Below are 17373 nucleotides of genomic sequence, written 5' to 3' on the forward strand. Positions count from 1 at the left end.
CAACCCTAGGAGTTCTAGCCTTGAGTGTTAGTCATAAAATTTTTTAAGGTCGATTATTTCAAAGACCTCGTTTTCAAGAATTTCTTTTCCGTTAAAATAGATATAGCGCCATTTTACTTGAGAGGTGTCGTTATCTATTTTAATGCTGGCAATAGGAGTTATAATCTTAACCCGCCTTTTGTCCGTGTGAATAGAATTGATGTTTAAACGGTCAATGACTTCAAGCGTTTGCCCATTATACCTCATGATGTCGTCCATAACGGTATAGAAATCATCTTCTCCATAGGCTTGTTTGAGTTCTTCAATTTGAATAGAATCGGGTGCAATACCCACAACCGCATTTTCACTAAGAGTTATTTCGAAAAAATCCTGATCCTTTTCCGCTTTACAAGCCAAGACTAAAATGAGTAGCGTTAAGAGGGCTGTATATTTCATAGTTTCAATAGTTATAATGGATTGTAGGTATGGATTTGATGGGTTAATTTTTTGGAGTGAAGCAAGGCTTAAGATGGTTTAGGGGTAACAGTGTTGATCAATTGTTTTTTATAATTTACAATCTGTCCGATAGTCATCACCAAGAAGCTCAAAACCCAAAGGTAATACCCCGTATCATAGCCGGTTATTTTTCCGTACTGGTTATGCGTGCCCATCACTATGTTATCCACGGCCAAAAATGAAATCCCTAAACCTAAGGCGATTACGCTAAAGTATAAAGCAGCTTTTCGATCTCTATAAGCCCATGACAATAGAATTAATACGTTGGCCAACCAAGAGATACCGGTATCCAAAACCGCGTAAAAGCCAAAGATTAAGGTTAAATAGCCGTATTGTCCGTCTTCGTTATTTAATAGGAAGGCATTTTGGGTTAAGGCCATGCCATAGAGTATGATACTGGCATAATAGTAAGGGGTTGTAGGTTTTATTGTCATACTATTTTATAGTCTTATCCCTAAACGTACTAAAGGTCTAAAGGTGAAAATTGAACTTGCATTTTAGGTGTCTCTAAACCTATTTTTAGCAGCAACATTAGGCTTGCCTAACCTTCCTTAAGCGCGAATGAACGACAAACATACTTATGCCTAGTGATAGCAATTCAGCCAAATCCTTTTCAGGATAGAAAATAAAGATAATGGAATAATTTGAATACACTTCGGGATTTTAGACTTCCGAAATCTACGTGAACGCCTAAGGCTATAATTACAGGGAAAGATTCAGATATTCTAAGATGGAAGTTTGAATAAAAATCAACCTCCAAATAACAACAATAAAAACCGTGTATAAGAGTTTATACACGGTTTTATAATGAAAAAGGCAATATGTCTTACCGCATCCCTAGGATTAAAACACCGCCCTAAAAGAGCACTTGTTAGTGCGCAATTTCTGTAACGGACTAAAAGAAACCTGAAGGCTAACTCTATAGGGATTCCTCTTAAGGTCTATCTATCAAATGCTCGTTTTTATTGTCTTTTTTTATACATTTTATAATTTCAAATAATTGCAACTTCAGGGATTTATAGTCGCTTAAATAAGCTGTCATGGCCACAATAAGGTCACGATGCTCTTGGGCATAAGCCTTTTCTTCTTCAATTTGGTCAATTCCATCAACCATAATGCTGAGTTTGCTTTCGTGGGTTTTAATGGCGTGTAATAAAGTCTGACTTTGTTTTTCAGACTGATTAATGGCATCAATAATTTCTAAACTATCTGAAAAATCGCCATAAGCCACCAATTCCGAAGTAAATGTGGTAATCACATCTTCAAAAAAACGATGTTCGTCTTTTATAAAATTTAATTCGGATAACCATCCTTTTGAGGCCAAATGCATATCTTCTGCACTGAGCCATTTTACATACTGTAAGTCTTTTGCTGTCTTTTTCATCATCTTGTGTTTTAATTGGATATACAGGATGTAATCCCCTCAAAAAACATCCTGTTATCCAGGTTTGTATAAAACCAACTCAATATAAATAGGTTATCTAAGGTGGTGTTAGGTCTAAGCGAAAAGCGGTTTAAATCTGATTAAGATGTTTCCATTCTAATTTCTTAGTCAGGTTGTATTCTTAATCTGTTTCTACAGCCAAAAGCCATAGGAGCAAGCGCTTTGCTGAAATAGAATAACAGTGTCCTTTTTAAATTAAAGGTCCTTATCTAACACTTCTAAGATAGTCTTTAACCCCTTGAAATAGAATGATAATTATCAGTTTTGAAAGCTTTTTTAAATCCTAATACGGAGGCTTTCTTCAAGTTTTGGGATGCTAACGTTCCAGTTATATTCGGCTTTAAGTTTTACCCTTAGCGCATCTAATGCTGTGGGTTCTCCATGTATTAGAAACACCTCTTCAGGAATATTTTTAATCCCTTTAACCCATTGTAGTAAATCGTCTTGGTCTGCATGGGCCGAAAGGCTATCGATAGATTTTATAGTCGCTTTTACGGGGTAATACTTCCCAAAAAAACGAATTTCATGCGCGCCTTCTAAAAGTTGTCGGCCTCTGGTGCCTTCAGCTTGGTAGCCCACTAACAACACCGTGGTGCGCGCCTGGTCTATAAGTTGCTGTAAATAGGTGAGCACTCTACCACCGGTAACCATCCCGCTACCGGCAATGATAATTTTAGAGCGTGGGTTGTCAATGGTCTCCCAAGTTTCCTTATACGATTGAATAATGTGCATATGGTTGCACATGGCTTCATAGTCCGTCATGGCGAGTTTATGCCATTTTGGAAAACGTCTAAACACGTCTAAAACATTATTGCCCATGGGACTGTCAATAAAAATTGGAATGTTAGGGATTTTACGTGCTTTATAGAGTTTCCATAGAATGTACATCAGGGTTTGTAAACGTTCTACGGCAAAACTAGGAATGATGAGGTTACCCTTTTTTTCTAAGGTTTCTAAAATAATAGCCGTTATTAAATCTTCCACATTGTCTTTAGGGTGCAATTTATTACCATAGGTACTTTCCATAAAGAGGAAGTCGGCCCATTCCGGGTGTTTTGGATCGTTGAGTAAATAATCGTCTCCTCTTCCAACATCTCCCGAGAATACAAAACGTTTGGCATTGATGTCTATTTCTATAAATGTAGACCCAATAATATGTCCGTTGTACTGAAAACGATACGAAATATGATCTGTAAGGCGCAGCCAGGTAGCTTCTATTTCAACCTCAAATTGTTTAATGGTATGCTCGGCTTCTTTTACGGTATAAAACGGAATGGCCGGCTGATGCTTGCTGTACTGCTCTTTATTCGCTTTTTTAGCCTCTTCTTCATGGATTTTAGCACTGTCTTTTAAAATGATTTCTGCAATAGCTAAGGTGGGCGCCGTCCCTTTAATTTTTCCTTTAAATCCTTGTTGCACCAATCGCGGTAAATACCCGACGTGGTCTAAATGCCCGTGGGTTAAAATCACCACATCAATGGCGGCAACATCAATAGGAAGGGGTTTCCAATTGCGTTCGCGTAGGGCTTTCAAGCCTTGAAACATCCCGCAATCAATGAGGATATTGTGTTCGGAGGTTTCAATGAGGAATTTAGATCCTGTTACGACACCTGCTGCGCCTAAAAAACTGATTTGTACATAATTTTCCATAATGATAAAGTATTAAAGACATAAGTGGGTTATTTCGTTTAAAATTTTGGATTTACGTGGCTCTGAGATTCCTAAATGGTCCAAGTAAAATTTGTCGTTAATTAAATCTTTACAGAGTACAATAGTTCTGCTAAGTAAAAATTGTTTTTCTCTTTGGCTTAATAGTGTAGAAACCGTGATAGGGTATAAGCCTAAACGATCAATTCTATCTTTTAAGCCATTATTTGAGGGGTAATCCCAACTTAATAAATACAGGCCGCAGCATTTACCATATTGCAAAGCATCTTTGGTAAACCGCGTATTGGTAACCACCCAACCTTTCATTAACCGACTTTTATGAGGTGCTATCTTAGGCCAATTGGCTTTTATATCTTGAAATCTAGAATGGATGTAAAGCGGAATTTTTACATTGCATTTAGGGCCTTGTTCACTGTGGAATTTACACTCAATCACCGTAGTTTCATCATTTTTAGTCGCTGTAATATCCACCTCGTGCGAAACGCATTTTCCTTTTAAAATCTGACCAATTTTAGTGCTGTAGCCAGAAAAATCTAAAATGGCACTTACAAAACGTTCAAACGGAAAACCGGTGGGCCCAAGTTCGTAAATGGCTTTCTTTAATTTGTATTTTGAAGCCAAATGACTTTTGTTCTTTTTAAGAAGTGCAAAGGCTCTGTTGTAGATTTCTCGAGTTGAAATATTGGGGTAGAGTTCTTCATTAACCTGAGCAATAATGGTTTCTATAAGGGTAGTGTCCGCACCAGTGTGGGCCAAAGAGTTTCGTAATTTGTCGACTGAAAATAGCGCTTTTTCACCTGAAGATTTAATAATATGAAGCTCTGAAGTACTCATGGTTCAAGGAATAAAGGGTTAGACTTAAAAAACGATTTTGTACACTTTTTAAGCGTGGTATGCTATAGCTGTTAAGGCCGTTTAAAGCCCTAAGTTAACTTGATTTAATACCTGTAATCGTGCATCACGAGTATAGGTACTTTAGAATGAAATGAAATGGTTTTGACTAAAGGTCGTGTTAAGATGCTTCCAAAAAAACTGTGCTTTTTATTAATAAAAGCCACCATATCACTGGTTCTACTTTCAACAAAAACATTTAAAGCCGTTTCTAACTTATGGTTTTCTAAAAAATGAAAAGTGTAAGACGTGTCTTCTAAAATGTCTTCTAATAAGGCTTTGTTTTTACTCTGGTTTTTATCTAGTGTTGCCGATTTAGAAAGGTGTAATACAGCAATAGTTGCTAATGATTTTTTTGCAATTTGAATAAGAACACGTAATTCTCGACTTTTAAAAAAGGTTTTAAAATCGGTGGGAAAAACAATTTCTTTTGGCATCACCGTTTTGGCATGTAGTGGCACAACAATGACGGGGCAGTTTCTTATTTTCTCCATCACGTAGGTCGCTGTACTTCCAAACACATTGGTATCCGAATAATTTTCACCACGAGTGCCCATCACAATCATTTCAATATCTTTCTGCTCTACAACGTCTTTAATGGCGTCTAGGGTGTTGTTAAATACCGATATGGTTTTAAAATTGTGTTTCGGGTTCTTGTCTTCGGTTAGTACAATTCTGCCGTAAAATTCGGCTAAACCATTGGACGATTCTAATTTTCGGGTTTCGTACCATTCTCCTCCAGGTTCTGAGTTTATAAGCCCTTCTATAATATTTCCTTGAATAGAAAAAACATTAAGGAGGTAAAAGTCCGTGCGTTCATGTTTAAACAACTCAATAGCGTAGCGAAATGCTTTTATAGCATTTTGAGAAAAATCTGTCGGCACTAGAATTTTATGTCGCATTGGTGAGGGAGTTGAACTTGTTTTCTATAAAAATAATGAATTATTATCTATAACTCGCTGATATATGTCATTTTAAGTGCTTAATAATTAAAACGGGAACCACCGGGCGATCTCCAATTTTTGTCACTACAGGTTCTCGAGTTAACTTTGAAAGCATAGAATGTTCGTTTTTGAAGAGCACTAAAATTTGAATGCCTAAAGTTTCAATAAAGCTGTTTATTTCTTCTGTTTTACTCGCATAATCAGGCATCCAATGAAAACTGCAGGGATAATTAAGCAATTGATGTTCTAAAAGGCTGAGGTGATGTTCTTGCTGCGGACTTAACTGTTTTTCCGTATTGATATGAACAATACGTATTTTAGAATTATGGATTTCTGCGAGTTGTATTAACGGCTTTAGTTCCGCCCCATAAACTCTATTAAAATCGGTAGGAAAGGCGATTTGTAAAGGCGACTCAAATTCAAAATCTTCAGGGATAATTAATATTGGGCACTGGTCAATGGCATTAATCATTTTTTGAGTGACACTCCCAAAGAGTTTTCTCGTGGTGGTGTTGGCGCCTTTGGTGCCCATAATGATAAAATCGGCACAATAATTTTCAATGGCCCTATTCAGGGCGTCTTCTAAAGGCGCTTTACTTAAAATAATCTCGAAATTATGGTTGGCATTCGTGTCAGAATTTTCTGCCATGTCTTTTAAATCTGCAAGTTCTTCTAAACAGGATTTAGAGGTTCTAGATGAATTTTGAGCCGTGCTGTGTAAAAAATAAAACTTACAATGCACTTCTGTAAATAGTTTTAAAGCATAGACAACAGCATTCCATGCATTATCCGAAAAATCTGTTGGGAAAATAATATTTGTAGTCATGATTTCTAGGAATTAAAAGGGTTGATCAGGCCAACTTATAACGCAGATGGCAATACTAAAAAGGGAACGTTTAAATGGAATCCAATTTGATGTAAGGTCTTTTTGAAAAATAAATTTTCAAAAAACGAATGCTTGTTATTAATCATTACAAGGAGATCGATTTTATGTTTAACCTGAAATTCGTTAATAGCTTTGGGAATTTCATTATGTTGTATATCGTGATATAAATACGCCAGATTTTTAAATTGCGCGGCTAAAGTGGCTTTGTTCTGTTCTTGTTTCTCGGTAAGCTCATAACCCGTAGAGACGTGCATTATATTTAATCGGGCATGGTTTTTTTCAACGATATGTTTTAAAACCTGAAGTGGTACAGCTTCATAATTAAGCTCTAAATCCGTTGGAAATAATAACTCGTGAGGCGCTTCAAACGTAAATTGAGAAGGAATGGCCAAAATAGGACAATTAATCGCATTAAAGAGATGAACGGTATTAGAGCCAAAAAGTACTTCTTTAGCCCCTGTGGCGCCTTTGGTTCCCATAATAATGAGATCAATATTTAAATCTTCAACAGCTGTTTTTATGCCGGCGTGTACGGTATCAAACTTAGAATAGGTTTTAAATTCATGTCCTTCATAAAGGTTTAACGTCGTTCTTATTTTAGTTAAGGTTTCTTCTAAGTGACGTTTAGAGGTATCTCTTACGGCATCAACTAAACCAAATTGTTCAGGGTAACCAACAACATATTCTAAATGGTAAATAATAGGCGTGTACACATTCAAAATGTGAAACGTACAGGCTTCATCTTTAAATAATTGTATAGCGTAAGTGATCGCGTTCCAAGCATTTTTTGAAAAATCGGTGGGTAAAAGAATCTGTCTCATGATCTTATGTTTTATGGGTTAACAACGTGCTGTATTTTGCATGGCTAAAAGCGGAATATCTAAGCCTAAACTCACCTTGTCTATTTGAGAAGGAAATAACATGTCTTCTAAAAATGAATGCTGGGTATTAACCATAGTGATAATATCAATGTTATGGGTTTTTATATAGGTGGTAATGGTCTCAGCAATGCTTTTACCGTCTTCGATAATAAAATTAACAGCATTGTCGGCCAATGTATCTGCGATAAAGGCCTTATTGTCTTCTTGGCGTAAGGATAGTTTTTGATGTTTAGAGACATATAAAACGTCTATACTGCTGCGGTAAGATTTGGCAAATACAGATAGCAATTTAAGCTCTCGTCGCTTATAAGGCATCATATAGTTTGTAGGGAATAAAATTCGTTTGGGCTGCGTATTGTTGTAATTGGATGGGATGGCTAATACCGGACATTGTACATATTTTAAAACCTGAAATGTCTGACTTCCAAATAAGATATTGCGTGCATCCGATTTACCTTTAGTGCCCATAACAATGAGATCGATATTTTTAGAATCGGCAATACGATTAGCTTCTTCTACAAGCGTATTATTAGCAGAAATGGTATGGTAAGTAAAATGAGGATTTGGCGACATTGCATTCACTTTTTTTAGGAGTTGCGCTAAATCGGCTTCAGACTGCGTTTTGACGCGTTGTAGAACGTCATCAAAAAACTCACGAGATGTTAGATCATCATGATCATAAAATTCATTCTGATAGGCATGCATAAAATAGAACACCGCTTTTTGATATTTAAAATATTCTAAAGCATATGAAATAGCATTCATTGCATTGTCTGAAAAATCGGTAGGAAATAAGATTGATAACATCATACAAGGTTTTAAATTAGTAGCTGTATAAATATAATGAATTGATTATCATAAATATATGATATATGTCAGTCGGGATATTTTCAAAATCTTCAGCAAAACGTCAAAGCATTAAATTGTCCGTAACGAAATACAAGCTACAAAGGCGCGTAAAAAAAACACCCAACAAGATATGTTGGATGTTTTCCTGATTAATAGCAATTGGATGATAACAATCCAACAATCAACGTTATACTTAAATAACCTTATGAAGGTAGCGCAAAGGCGGTAAATAAAGTATGATAAATATCAGTGTTCACACAAATAGAAGGAAATTTTAAATCAATTGATCTTCACGGTTAAGTAATGATTAATAGGTGTTTAGTGTCCTTAATACTATAAGGTGAAATCGAAAGCTGAGGTTTTAAGGAGGTTTTGGGGATGATATTTAAATCTTAAGGGAACTGACTTATATCATTCTTTATATCAGTTGGTTCTGTTACATTTAGTGTTATTAAACTAGAGAAGCTATGACAAAGAAAATGACTATATCGTTTTATCGCAATTTAGGAAAGCTCTTTTATGCCATTGCTGCTGTTGATGGAGAGGTGAACCCAATAGAATTTACAAAATTAAAAACGGCTGTTAAATCCCACTGGTTGGAAGTCGATGCTATTGAAGATACCTTTGGTACGGATGCCGCTTATCAAATAGAAATTGTATTTGATTGGCTTAATGAAGTTGAAAATTTTGAGGCCCAAACCTGTTTTGAAGACTTTGTAAGCTATAAAAGAGCGCAAGGCCATTTGTTTACAGAACCCGTAAGAAAACTCATTATGGAAACAGCAACGGCTATTGCCTATGCCTTTTCTGGGGTTAATAAATCGGAATTAAGTCTTCTGGCTAAATTAGATATGGAGCTGAAAAAAATATAAATCTGCTAAGCATGAATGTAAACTTAAATATCGGTCGTGTTTTAGGAGCGCAACTCAAGGTGCATTGGACTTTTTTTCTCCTCATTATCTGGATTGTAGTCCATGAGCTTCAACGCGGAGGTTATGCATCAAGTGTGCTTTTTAATATCGCCCTTGTTCTGGCTATTTTTATCGGTGTTATTTTACATGAATTGGGGCACGCGTTTATGGCTAAACGCTTTGGAGTGAGAACAACAAAAATCACCTTGCTTCCTATTGGTGGTATTGCCCATTGGAACCCACGCGAAATCCCCCCAAAACATGAAATTTTAATTGTACTAGCAGGCCCGTTCGTTAATTTGGTTTTGGCGCTCCTTTTGTATTTTACCATTCCAATACACAGCTTATACCGTCAGAGTTTTACAGATGCTTACGAGGTGTTTGCAAGTTTTTCATTTCAAAATTTTCTATTTTTTATATTCCTCATTAATGCAGGTTTAGTGCTTGTTAATATGTTGCCTGCGTTTCCATTAGATGGAGGGCGGTTGTTAAGAGCCTTACTAGACTTAAGATTAAAACCCGCTAAGGCAACACAGATTGCCACGAGTCTTGGTCAGGTCATTGCAATTGCGTTTTTATTATTAGGCTTATTGTATCATCCGGTATTGATTTTTATAGCGCTATTTATATTTTTTAGCGCTTATACCGAAAACCTAAATGTTCAACATACCACCTTACTTAAAGGGCATACCGTAGAGGAAGCTATGCTCCTTAATATAACCACGTTCAAGCCCAAGGATTCTATAGATCTAGTGGTCAATACGATTATTTCGGGCACTGAAATTAATTTTATTGTTGTTGAATCTGGGCACATTAAAGGGCTATTAAACCACGGAAAAATTATAGAGCATTCCGCAAAAAATGTATTGGTTGAAGCGGTGATGGATCCTGAATTTAAAACCGTCAATGCTTTAGATGATCTTAGCGTGGTTTACCCACTGATTTATGCGCATAAACAAACCTTATTTCCTGTAGTGCATCAAGGGCGATTGATTGGTGCTATAGATACTATAAACCTGAACGAATACATTGCCCTGCAAACTAAATTAACGTATAAACTATGAAGGTATTACTCTACAGTTGTAGTCTTTTTTTTATCGTAGCCTGTACAAATCAGCGCGATAATATTCAACCCAAGTTACAAACATTAACAGCGTCCGTTTATGCCTCGGCAATGGTTCAGCCCGATAGCATGTATCAAGTTTATGCGGTGGTCTCTGGAATTTTAGATCAGGTTTTAGTGGAAGAAGGGGATGTGGTGATTAAAAACCAGCCCTTAATTCAGATCACCAATAAAACTTCAAAATTAAATAACGACAACGCGCAATATGCGCTTGAACTGGCTAAGGATAATTACAGCGGAAATGCAGCCGTGTTATCCAGTCTTGAAGAAGATATTGCCATGGCACAATTGCAATACAAAAATGACTCTGTAAGTTTTTTTAGACAAAAAAATCTTTGGGAAAAACACATCGGCTCCCAACAAGATTATGATAATAAAAAGTTGCGCTATGGGCTTGCTTTAAGCAGTTTGAAACGCATGGGAAATAATTATAATAGTAAAAAGAATGCCTTGCAGGTGGCCCTAAAGCAAGCGCAGATCCATTACAATGCAACAGTGGTTACGACGAATGATTTTTTGGTAAAGAGTAAGATGAATGGCAAAGTGTATGCCCTATTTAAAGAACCTGGAGAAATTGTGACCACCGCAGCGCCGATTGCCGCTATTGGGAGTGTGAATCAATTCATAATTCAATTATTAGTGGATGAGGTTGATATTGTTCAGATTGCCCCACAACAAGATGTGCTGATTACCTTAGAAGCCTATGTGGACAGAGTTTTTAAGGGGAAGGTGTCTAAAATTTACCCCAAAAAAGATGAACGTAATCAAACTTTTATTGTAGAAGCTGTTTTTGACCAACCTCCAAAAATTTTATATCCAGGTCTTTCAGGAGAGGCTAATATTATCATAACCCAGAAAAAGAACGTCCTTACCATACCTAAAGCGTATTTACGAGCAGACAACACGGTAGAAACCGATGCAGGGATTGTGGAGGTGAAAACGGGAATGCAAAATTTAGAAGCGGTTGAAATTTTATCTGGACTCACAAAAAGGACTACGGTCTATAAACCCGAGCCATGAACAATTGGAGTATCATATTAAGCATCGCTAAAACCCATTTGTTAACCAAAGCGAAGCAAACCTTTATTGCGGCTTTAGGCGTTACTTTTGGTATTGGCTCCTATATTACTTTAGTCTGTTTTATGACGGGATTAAATACCATGCTCGATAATTTAATGCTGAATCAAACCCCGCATATTCATATTTATAATGAAATAGAGCCTTCAAAAGTACAGCCTATTGCACTATATGAAGAGTTTAGCCAAAGTCTTAATGTGGTGCGGTCCATTAGACCCAAATTAACTCAGAAAAAAATCCACAACGCTTTTCCTATTATAAAATATTTAAACCATCATGAGCAGGTGAGAAGGGCGCTTCCTCAGGTGAAATCGCAAATATTTTATATGGCCGGATCTATAGATATTGGAGGTACCCTTATTGGAGTCAACCCGCTTGAAGAAGCTGAATTTTTTAATATGGCTGACTATATCGTTGCGGGATCTGCCGACGCCTTAAACCAAACAGAAAATGGCGTTTTACTCGGTATCGGGATTGCTGAAAAAATGGCTTTAAAGGTGGGAGACCGCGTGCAGGTAAGTCCTGTAAATGGCAGTGTGTTTTCTCTAAAAATTGTTGGACTGTACCAAAGTGGTATTGCCGATTTAGATGCGGTACAAAGTTTTACAACCTTAAAAACGGTGCAACGTGTTTTAGGCGAACCTAATAATTATATTACAGATATTAATGTGAAATTATATGATATTGAAAAGGCCATCCCTTTAGCGCAACATATTGAAAAAGAGTTTCAACTTAAAGCGATTGATATTAAAACGGCAAATGCACAGTTTGAAACGGGGACCACCATCCGGAATCTAATTACTTATGCTGTTTCCATTACCCTATTGATCGTTGCGGGTTTTGGGATTTATAATATTCTAAATATGCTTATTTATGAGAAAATGAATGATATCGCCATCTTAAAAGCAACCGGATTTTCGGGTAGAGATGTACAGCTCATTTTTATAAGTCAAGCTATGATTATAGGCTTAGTGGGCGGAGTTTTAGGTTTGTTAATTGGTTGGGGACTTACAACCCTTATAGATCATGTACCTTTTAATACCGAAGCCTTACCAACTATAAGCACTTATCCTATAAATCAGGATCCGTTGTACTTTATAATTGGCTTTTTGTTTGCTATGTTCTCAACCTTTCTTGCGGGATATTTCCCAGCATTAAAAGCTAAACATATAGATCCGATAAAAATTATAAGAGGGCAGTAGTATGGACATTGTTTTAGAAGCTAAACATATAGACAAATATTTTAGAAAACCCGTGGACTTTCATGTGTTAAAGGCTATTAGTTTTCAAATTAAAAAAGGCGAATTTGTATCTATAATGGGGAAATCGGGGTGTGGAAAATCGACCTTACTCTATATTCTTTCTACCATGGATACCGATTATGAAGGTCAATTGTATCTCAACGGCCAATTAGTCCCCAAACAAAATCAGGAGCATTTGGCTTATTTAAGAAATAAACATATTGGGTTTGTTTTTCAGTTTCATTATTTGCTCTCAGAATTTACAGTTTTAGAAAATGTGATGCTTCCGGCTAAAAAACTCGGCGAATTCACCCTTCCACAGATAGAATTAAATGCTTTAGAAAAATTAAAAATGCTCAATATTGAACATTTGGCTAATAAAAAGGCTTCTCAAGTTTCAGGTGGCGAAAAACAGCGTGTCGCTATTGCCCGAGCCTTAATCAATAACCCGACTCTTATTTTAGGAGATGAACCGACAGGAAATTTAGATAGCCATAATGCTCAAAATGTATTCAATATTTTTAAAACGCTATGTACAGAGCAAGGCTTATCGTTGTTGATTGTAACCCATGATGAGGATTTTGCTAAGAAAACTGATCGTATTATTGAAATGGAGGATGGTATTATACGTTCTTAAAACTAAATGTTGTGATATATATCATTGATAATATTAGAGTTAAGTGTTATCTTTAGATTGTGAATTTTAAATTATAACGTTTTGATTAGTTTTAGAACACGACCTAAAGGAAGATATATAGAGCAAGCCTCATGGCAAGATTTATATATTTTAATAGAGAAATGGAAGCATACCATTGAGTTTAAAGAACAGGAAATCGAATTTCTAGAGCGTCTTATTGAAACTTATTTTATAAAATTATTACTGCAAGAAAATTTAGACGATTTAATTGTGCTTCAGGGTGATTTACGTAATGTTCGTATCCAAGCGAAGCGCTTATTGCTGCGCACGCAAACACACATGACACATATTATAGATCTTTTAGATAGTTCTATAGCTCTAGATGAGGAGGCTTTTAGAACGGAACTTGCGGTATTAGAAGACCACAGCACAGATTTTATAGATGTAGTAAACCAATTATGTTTTACTGTATTTAAGCTCACTAAAAGTGTTTTAGATAAAGATAAACCAAAGTTTATATGGAAGTATAATTAAACCGCAGTTATGAAAACCTTACAAGATATACAGACCCAAATTGTTCAGTTAACCACCAATATTGAAGTTAATTATCCGGAGCTTTACAGATCCTTAGAGGAATCTCCAAGCCCCTTTGTTTCTTACTCGTATCCAAATATTACGAGAGCTATTATGCAAGACTATCTCAATGGACTTAAGCAAATTTTAAAACAGTATCTAAAAAATCATAACCTAAAATAATGGCATATATAGATTATTATAAGGTCTTAGGCGTATCAAAAAATGCTTCAGAGAGTGCTATTAAAAAAGCCTACCGTAAACTTGCGCGAAAATTTCATCCTGATTTAAATCCTAATGATAAGGAGGCTGAGCAAAAATTTAAAGCGATTAATGAAGCTAATGAAGTGTTGAGTGATCCTGCTAATCGTAAAAAATATGATGAATATGGAGAACATTGGCAAAATGCTGAAGCTTACGAAGCGGCTAAACAACAGCAAAAGCAACACCGAAGTACCCAAGACTCGCAGGCTTATGGAAGTTATACTGAAGAAGATTTTTCAGATTTCTTTGGGAATATGTTTGGTGGGGCCTCGTCTCAAGGTGGAAGTCAGCAGGTGCGTTTTAGAGGACAAGATTTTAATGCCCAGCTTCAACTGAACCTTCAAGATGTGTATAAACCCCATAAGCGAACATTAACGGTAAATAATAAAAATATAAGAATTACCATTCCCGCTGGGGTAGAGAACGGTCAGGTTATTAAAATTAAAGGTCACGGCGGGCCGGGTGTTAATGGCGGGCCTAATGGCGATTTGTATATAGAATTTTCTGTGCTTAATAATTCGCAATTCCGAAGAGATGGGGCACATTTATATCTTACCGTTGATCTAGATTTGTATACAGCCTTGCTTGGCGGTGAAATTACGGTGCCTACTTTTGATGGAAAAGTGAAGTTGAAGGTGAAGCCCGAAACCCAAAGTGGTACTAAAGTAAAACTAAAAGGAAAAGGCTTTCCTAAATATAAAAAGGAAGACCAATTTGGTGATTTATTTGTGACCTATAAGCTGAAACTCCCCGAGAACCTGAGCGCTAAAGAAAAAGAATTATTTACAGAACTTTCAAAAATGCGATAATTATGAACAGCACCAAGTTAATTTCAATTCGCCAATTTTGTATCTATTACGATGTGCCTTTAAAGTTTATAACGGCCTTAAATGAGTATGGCTTAATAGAATTTACCATTACCGAAGAAGAGCATTACTTACATACCAACCAACTCCATACCATCGAAAAAATGATGCGCTTGCATTACGATTTAGATATTAATTTAGAAGGCATAGATGCCATACACAATCTCCTAAAACAAGTTGAGCAATTACAAGATGAGGTTAGAACTTTAAAAAACAAACTAGACGCCCATCAAAACAACTAAGACACTTTCATGGTTGTATTAAAATTGAGAAGTGATCCTTTTTTCTTTTGAATATAGCAATGCGGTGTAAAAGTTATAGCTAGGATTTACAAGCCCAAGGCTATACGGCTACACAACTTTTAAAGCACTGTATTCTCAGAAGATTAGCTCATAAAAAACAACAGATTCTACGTATAAAAGTTTATTTTTATAAGAGCTAATAAGATCAATAGATAGCTTAAAAATCGGGGCGTTATGACGCTGAAACCTAAACGCTTTATTATCCATGAGCACCAAAACACATAAAACACCTGCAGCGCTTCAAATTTTCGGAAAAAAAACAGAATTGTATTTTGCAATTCTAGGCGGCGTGTTTTTAATCATCGGTTTTATTTTAGAAAAATGGACGACGTTAGATTTTGTGGTATTTGGGGTGGCTTATATTCTAGCCTATATTTTTGGTGGTTTCTTTATTAGTGTAGAGGCTATAAAAAAACTTCCTAAAGGCGAATTTGATATTGATTTTTTAATGATTGCAGCGGCTGTTGGAGCGGCTTATATTGGGAGTTGGGCAGAAGGCGCTTTATTGCTTTTTCTATTTAGTTTAGGACATGCTTTAGAGCATTATGCCATGAATAAGGCCAAGAAATCCATTCAAGCTTTAGGGAATCTGACCCCAAAAACAGCGATTGTTAAAGAGAACGGTCATTTAAAAGAACGGCCTATTGAGACTTTAAATTTAAAAGATGTTATTGTGGTAAAGCCCCATACCAAAATTGCGGCAGATGGTGTGGTGATAAAGGGGGCGAGTAGTGTTAATCAGGCTCCGATTACGGGAGAAAGTATGCCTATAGATAAGACGAGTTTCACAAATGTTGAGGCTTTACCCGCTTTTGAAGATTTAGATCGTAAACATGTGGTGTTTGCCGGAACCATTAATGGTGATGAAAGTCTTGAGATTTTAGTCCTTAAGTTAAGTGCAGATTCTACCGTATCGCGTTTGGTGAAAATGGTTAGTGAGGTGGAAACTCAGAAATCGCCAACCCAACGCCGGACTAAGAAATTTGAAAAATGGTATGTCCCCATAGTTATTTCCGTCGTATTTATATTGTGTTTTGCGTTTTTAGTTCTGCCTGAAAGTTTTAATGAGAGTCTCTATAGAGCAATTGCCGTTTTAGTAGCAGCTAGTCCCTGTGCTCTTGCCATCTCTACACCTAGTGCGGTTTTAAGCGGTATTGCGAGAGCGGCGCAAAAAGGCGTATTGGTTAAAGGCGGAAAGGCGCTTGAAGATTTAGGGGTGATTTCAACTATTGCTTTTGATAAAACCGGAACCTTAACAGAAGGGAAACCCAAGTTAACTCACCTCATTCCTTTTCAAAATTATAGTATAGAAACTTTAGCGCAAGTGGTATTAGAGGTAGAAAGTCTTAGTAACCATCCCTTGGCGAAGGCCATTGCTGTAGATTTAAAGGTGAAGTTTAATTTAGAAATTACCGATAAAGCATCGCAAATGAAAGCGATCCAAGGAAAAGGAGTTTCGGCAATTTTTGAAAGTCAAGACGTTTATATTGGTAATTTAAAACTGATGGAAACCTCAGGAATCGACGTGAGTGATGCTGTAAAAGCTGAAATGGAGGGGTTGCTTCATGGTGGGCACACCGTTATGTTGGTGGCACTTCAAAATCAAATAATTGGTTTAATTAGTGTTATGGATGTGCCACGGAAAACGGCGGCTTCAACCTTAAAACGTTTAAAAGCGATAGGTATTAAACACATGATAATGCTTACAGGAGACCATCAAAATGTGGGCAATACCATTGCTAAACAAATTGGACTTACTGAAGTCAAAGGCAATTTATTGCCAGAAGATAAAGTGGCATCAATTAAAAAATTGATAGAACGTGATAAAAAAATTGCCATGGTAGGCGATGGTGTTAATGATGCACCGGCTATGGCGTTAAGTACTGTAAGTATTGCTATGGGAGCTGCAGGAAGTGATGTGGCTTTAGAAACGGCAGATGTCGCTCTAATGTCTGATAAAATTGAAAATTTACCCTTTGTAATTGGGTTAAGTCGGGCTTCTAAGAAAATTATCAATCAGAATATTTTTATAAGTCTTGGTGTGGTTATTCTGTTGGTGCCGGTAACGATTTTTGGGTGGACTAGTATTGGTGTTGCTGTGGCTTTACACGAGGGTTCTACCATAGTGGTGGTGCTAAATGCTTTGCGCTTGTTAGGGTTTAAGAACGATTAGTGTAATGCCACTTTTCTACAGTCTAAGATTACTGATATTCCTCATAATTAAAACCCTAGAAAAACTCTAAATTTAGAGTATACTGTCTGTTGTATTTATTTTAATATGAATTTGTTAGGTGGTGTGTGAACAGTAGTTGAAATAGCCT

19 protein-coding genes are annotated in these 17373 nt (G+C 36.5%); 10 read left to right on the top strand and 9 right to left on the bottom strand.

All coding sequences use genetic code 11. The annotated features are described in order from the left end of the window. Positions 1–27: 27 nt before the first annotated feature. From DFQ08_RS04855 to DFQ08_RS04895, 9 genes are all read right to left on the bottom strand, one after another. On the bottom strand, positions 28–435 hold the full coding sequence (locus tag DFQ08_RS04855; protein WP_114308700.1) for a hypothetical protein: 408 nt from the start codon (positions 433–435) through the stop codon (positions 28–30). Between the two features lie 68 nt (positions 436–503). Next, entirely contained in the window at positions 504–929 is a 426-nt protein-coding gene (locus tag DFQ08_RS04860; protein ID WP_114308701.1) for a hypothetical protein, read from the bottom strand. 500 nt (positions 930–1429) lie between these two features. Beyond that, on the bottom strand, positions 1430–1882 hold the full coding sequence (locus DFQ08_RS04865) for a hypothetical protein (protein WP_147269445.1): 453 nt from the start codon (positions 1880–1882) through the stop codon (positions 1430–1432). Between the two features lie 333 nt (positions 1883–2215). Continuing rightward, entirely contained in the window at positions 2216–3589 is a 1374-nt protein-coding gene (locus DFQ08_RS04870; protein WP_114308703.1) for an MBL fold metallo-hydrolase RNA specificity domain-containing protein, read from the bottom strand. A 12-nt stretch (positions 3590–3601) separates the two neighbouring features. After that, entirely contained in the window at positions 3602–4441 is an 840-nt protein-coding gene (locus tag DFQ08_RS04875; RefSeq protein ID WP_114308704.1) for a restriction endonuclease, read from the bottom strand. Between the two features lie 104 nt (positions 4442–4545). Next, on the bottom strand, positions 4546–5400 hold the full coding sequence (locus tag DFQ08_RS04880) for a universal stress protein (protein ID WP_114308705.1): 855 nt from the start codon (positions 5398–5400) through the stop codon (positions 4546–4548). A gap of 67 nt (positions 5401–5467) precedes the next feature. Continuing rightward, positions 5468–6268 carry a universal stress protein gene (locus DFQ08_RS04885; RefSeq protein ID WP_114308706.1) on the bottom strand — a complete coding sequence of 267 codons (801 nt, stop codon included), beginning with the start codon at positions 6266–6268 and terminating at the stop codon, positions 5468–5470. Positions 6269–6303: 35 nt separating this feature from the next. After that, entirely contained in the window at positions 6304–7149 is an 846-nt protein-coding gene (locus DFQ08_RS04890) for a universal stress protein (RefSeq protein WP_114308707.1), read from the bottom strand. An 18-nt stretch (positions 7150–7167) separates the two neighbouring features. After that, positions 7168–8019 (bottom strand): universal stress protein, encoded by an 852-nt coding sequence (locus DFQ08_RS04895; protein WP_245935377.1) that lies wholly within the window; start codon positions 8017–8019, stop codon positions 7168–7170. A 506-nt stretch (positions 8020–8525) separates the two neighbouring features. Here DFQ08_RS04895 and DFQ08_RS04900 point away from each other — a divergent pair. The 10 genes from DFQ08_RS04900 (at position 8526) to DFQ08_RS04945 (ending at position 17225) form a co-directional block, all read left to right on the top strand. Next, positions 8526–8930, top strand: coding sequence for a hypothetical protein (locus DFQ08_RS04900; protein ID WP_114308708.1), 405 nt, complete (start codon positions 8526–8528; stop codon positions 8928–8930). Positions 8931–8941: 11 nt separating this feature from the next. Beyond that, the gene (locus DFQ08_RS04905) at positions 8942–10033 is read left to right on the top strand and encodes a site-2 protease family protein (RefSeq protein ID WP_114308709.1); all 1092 of its coding nucleotides are present in this window, start codon (positions 8942–8944) and stop codon (positions 10031–10033) included. Further along, the gene (locus DFQ08_RS04910; protein ID WP_114308710.1) at positions 10030–11112 is read left to right on the top strand and encodes an efflux RND transporter periplasmic adaptor subunit; all 1083 of its coding nucleotides are present in this window, start codon (positions 10030–10032) and stop codon (positions 11110–11112) included. The genes DFQ08_RS04905 and DFQ08_RS04910 overlap by 4 nt, the downstream gene beginning before the upstream one ends. Next, entirely contained in the window at positions 11109–12371 is a 1263-nt protein-coding gene (locus DFQ08_RS04915) for an ABC transporter permease (RefSeq protein ID WP_114308711.1), read from the top strand. Before DFQ08_RS04910 ends, DFQ08_RS04915 begins: the two co-directional genes overlap by 4 nt. Before the next feature lies 1 nt (position 12372). Further along, positions 12373–13047 carry an ABC transporter ATP-binding protein gene (locus DFQ08_RS04920; RefSeq protein WP_114308712.1) on the top strand — a complete coding sequence of 225 codons (675 nt, stop codon included), beginning with the start codon at positions 12373–12375 and terminating at the stop codon, positions 13045–13047. Positions 13048–13128: 81 nt separating this feature from the next. Beyond that, a complete protein-coding gene (locus DFQ08_RS04925) occupies positions 13129–13581 on the top strand; it encodes a hypothetical protein (protein ID WP_114308713.1) in 453 nt (150 codons plus the stop codon). A gap of 9 nt (positions 13582–13590) precedes the next feature. Further along, the gene (locus DFQ08_RS04930; protein WP_114308714.1) at positions 13591–13803 is read left to right on the top strand and encodes a hypothetical protein; all 213 of its coding nucleotides are present in this window, start codon (positions 13591–13593) and stop codon (positions 13801–13803) included. Beyond that, positions 13803–14693 (top strand): DnaJ C-terminal domain-containing protein, encoded by an 891-nt coding sequence (locus DFQ08_RS04935; protein ID WP_114308715.1) that lies wholly within the window; start codon positions 13803–13805, stop codon positions 14691–14693. Before DFQ08_RS04930 ends, DFQ08_RS04935 begins: the two co-directional genes overlap by 1 nt. A 2-nt stretch (positions 14694–14695) precedes the next feature. Continuing rightward, entirely contained in the window at positions 14696–14992 is a 297-nt protein-coding gene (locus DFQ08_RS04940; RefSeq protein WP_114308716.1) for a chaperone modulator CbpM, read from the top strand. 265 nt (positions 14993–15257) lie between these two features. Continuing rightward, positions 15258–17225 carry a heavy metal translocating P-type ATPase gene (locus DFQ08_RS04945; RefSeq protein WP_114308717.1) on the top strand — a complete coding sequence of 656 codons (1968 nt, stop codon included), beginning with the start codon at positions 15258–15260 and terminating at the stop codon, positions 17223–17225. Positions 17226–17373 lie beyond the last annotated feature (148 nt).

The organism is Winogradskyella arenosi (assembly GCF_003337305.1).
In the GTDB taxonomy this organism is placed as follows: domain Bacteria; phylum Bacteroidota; class Bacteroidia; order Flavobacteriales; family Flavobacteriaceae; genus Winogradskyella; species Winogradskyella arenosi.

Bases quoted from the DNA above. Each gene is read 5' to 3' on its own strand.
- DFQ08_RS04860 (WP_114308701.1), bottom strand. From the start codon at position 929: ATGACAATAAAACCTACAACCCCTTACTATTATGCCAGTATCATACTC.
- DFQ08_RS04930 (WP_114308714.1), top strand. From the start codon at position 13,591: ATGAAAACCTTACAAGATATACAGACCCAAATTGTTCAGTTAACCACC.
- DFQ08_RS04920 (WP_114308712.1), top strand. From the start codon at position 12,373: ATGGACATTGTTTTAGAAGCTAAACATATAGACAAATATTTTAGAAAA.
- DFQ08_RS04870 (WP_114308703.1), bottom strand. From the start codon at position 3,589: ATGGAAAATTATGTACAAATCAGTTTTTTAGGCGCAGCAGGTGTCGTA.
- DFQ08_RS04865 (WP_147269445.1), bottom strand. From the start codon at position 1,882: ATGATGAAAAAGACAGCAAAAGACTTACAGTATGTAAAATGGCTCAGT.
- DFQ08_RS04895 (WP_245935377.1), bottom strand. From the start codon at position 8,019: ATGATGTTATCAATCTTATTTCCTACCGATTTTTCAGACAATGCAATG.
- DFQ08_RS04880 (WP_114308705.1), bottom strand. From the start codon at position 5,400: ATGCGACATAAAATTCTAGTGCCGACAGATTTTTCTCAAAATGCTATA.
- DFQ08_RS04910 (WP_114308710.1), top strand. From the start codon at position 10,030: ATGAAGGTATTACTCTACAGTTGTAGTCTTTTTTTTATCGTAGCCTGT.
- DFQ08_RS04900 (WP_114308708.1), top strand. From the start codon at position 8,526: ATGACAAAGAAAATGACTATATCGTTTTATCGCAATTTAGGAAAGCTC.
- DFQ08_RS04905 (WP_114308709.1), top strand. From the start codon at position 8,942: ATGAATGTAAACTTAAATATCGGTCGTGTTTTAGGAGCGCAACTCAAG.
- DFQ08_RS04890 (WP_114308707.1), bottom strand. From the start codon at position 7,149: ATGAGACAGATTCTTTTACCCACCGATTTTTCAAAAAATGCTTGGAAC.
- DFQ08_RS04915 (WP_114308711.1), top strand. From the start codon at position 11,109: ATGAACAATTGGAGTATCATATTAAGCATCGCTAAAACCCATTTGTTA.
- DFQ08_RS04945 (WP_114308717.1), top strand. From the start codon at position 15,258: ATGAGCACCAAAACACATAAAACACCTGCAGCGCTTCAAATTTTCGGA.
- DFQ08_RS04940 (WP_114308716.1), top strand. From the start codon at position 14,696: ATGAACAGCACCAAGTTAATTTCAATTCGCCAATTTTGTATCTATTAC.
- DFQ08_RS04935 (WP_114308715.1), top strand. From the start codon at position 13,803: ATGGCATATATAGATTATTATAAGGTCTTAGGCGTATCAAAAAATGCT.
- DFQ08_RS04855 (WP_114308700.1), bottom strand. From the start codon at position 435: ATGAAATATACAGCCCTCTTAACGCTACTCATTTTAGTCTTGGCTTGT.
- DFQ08_RS04885 (WP_114308706.1), bottom strand. From the start codon at position 6,268: ATGACTACAAATATTATTTTCCCAACAGATTTTTCGGATAATGCATGG.
- DFQ08_RS04875 (WP_114308704.1), bottom strand. From the start codon at position 4,441: ATGAGTACTTCAGAGCTTCATATTATTAAATCTTCAGGTGAAAAAGCG.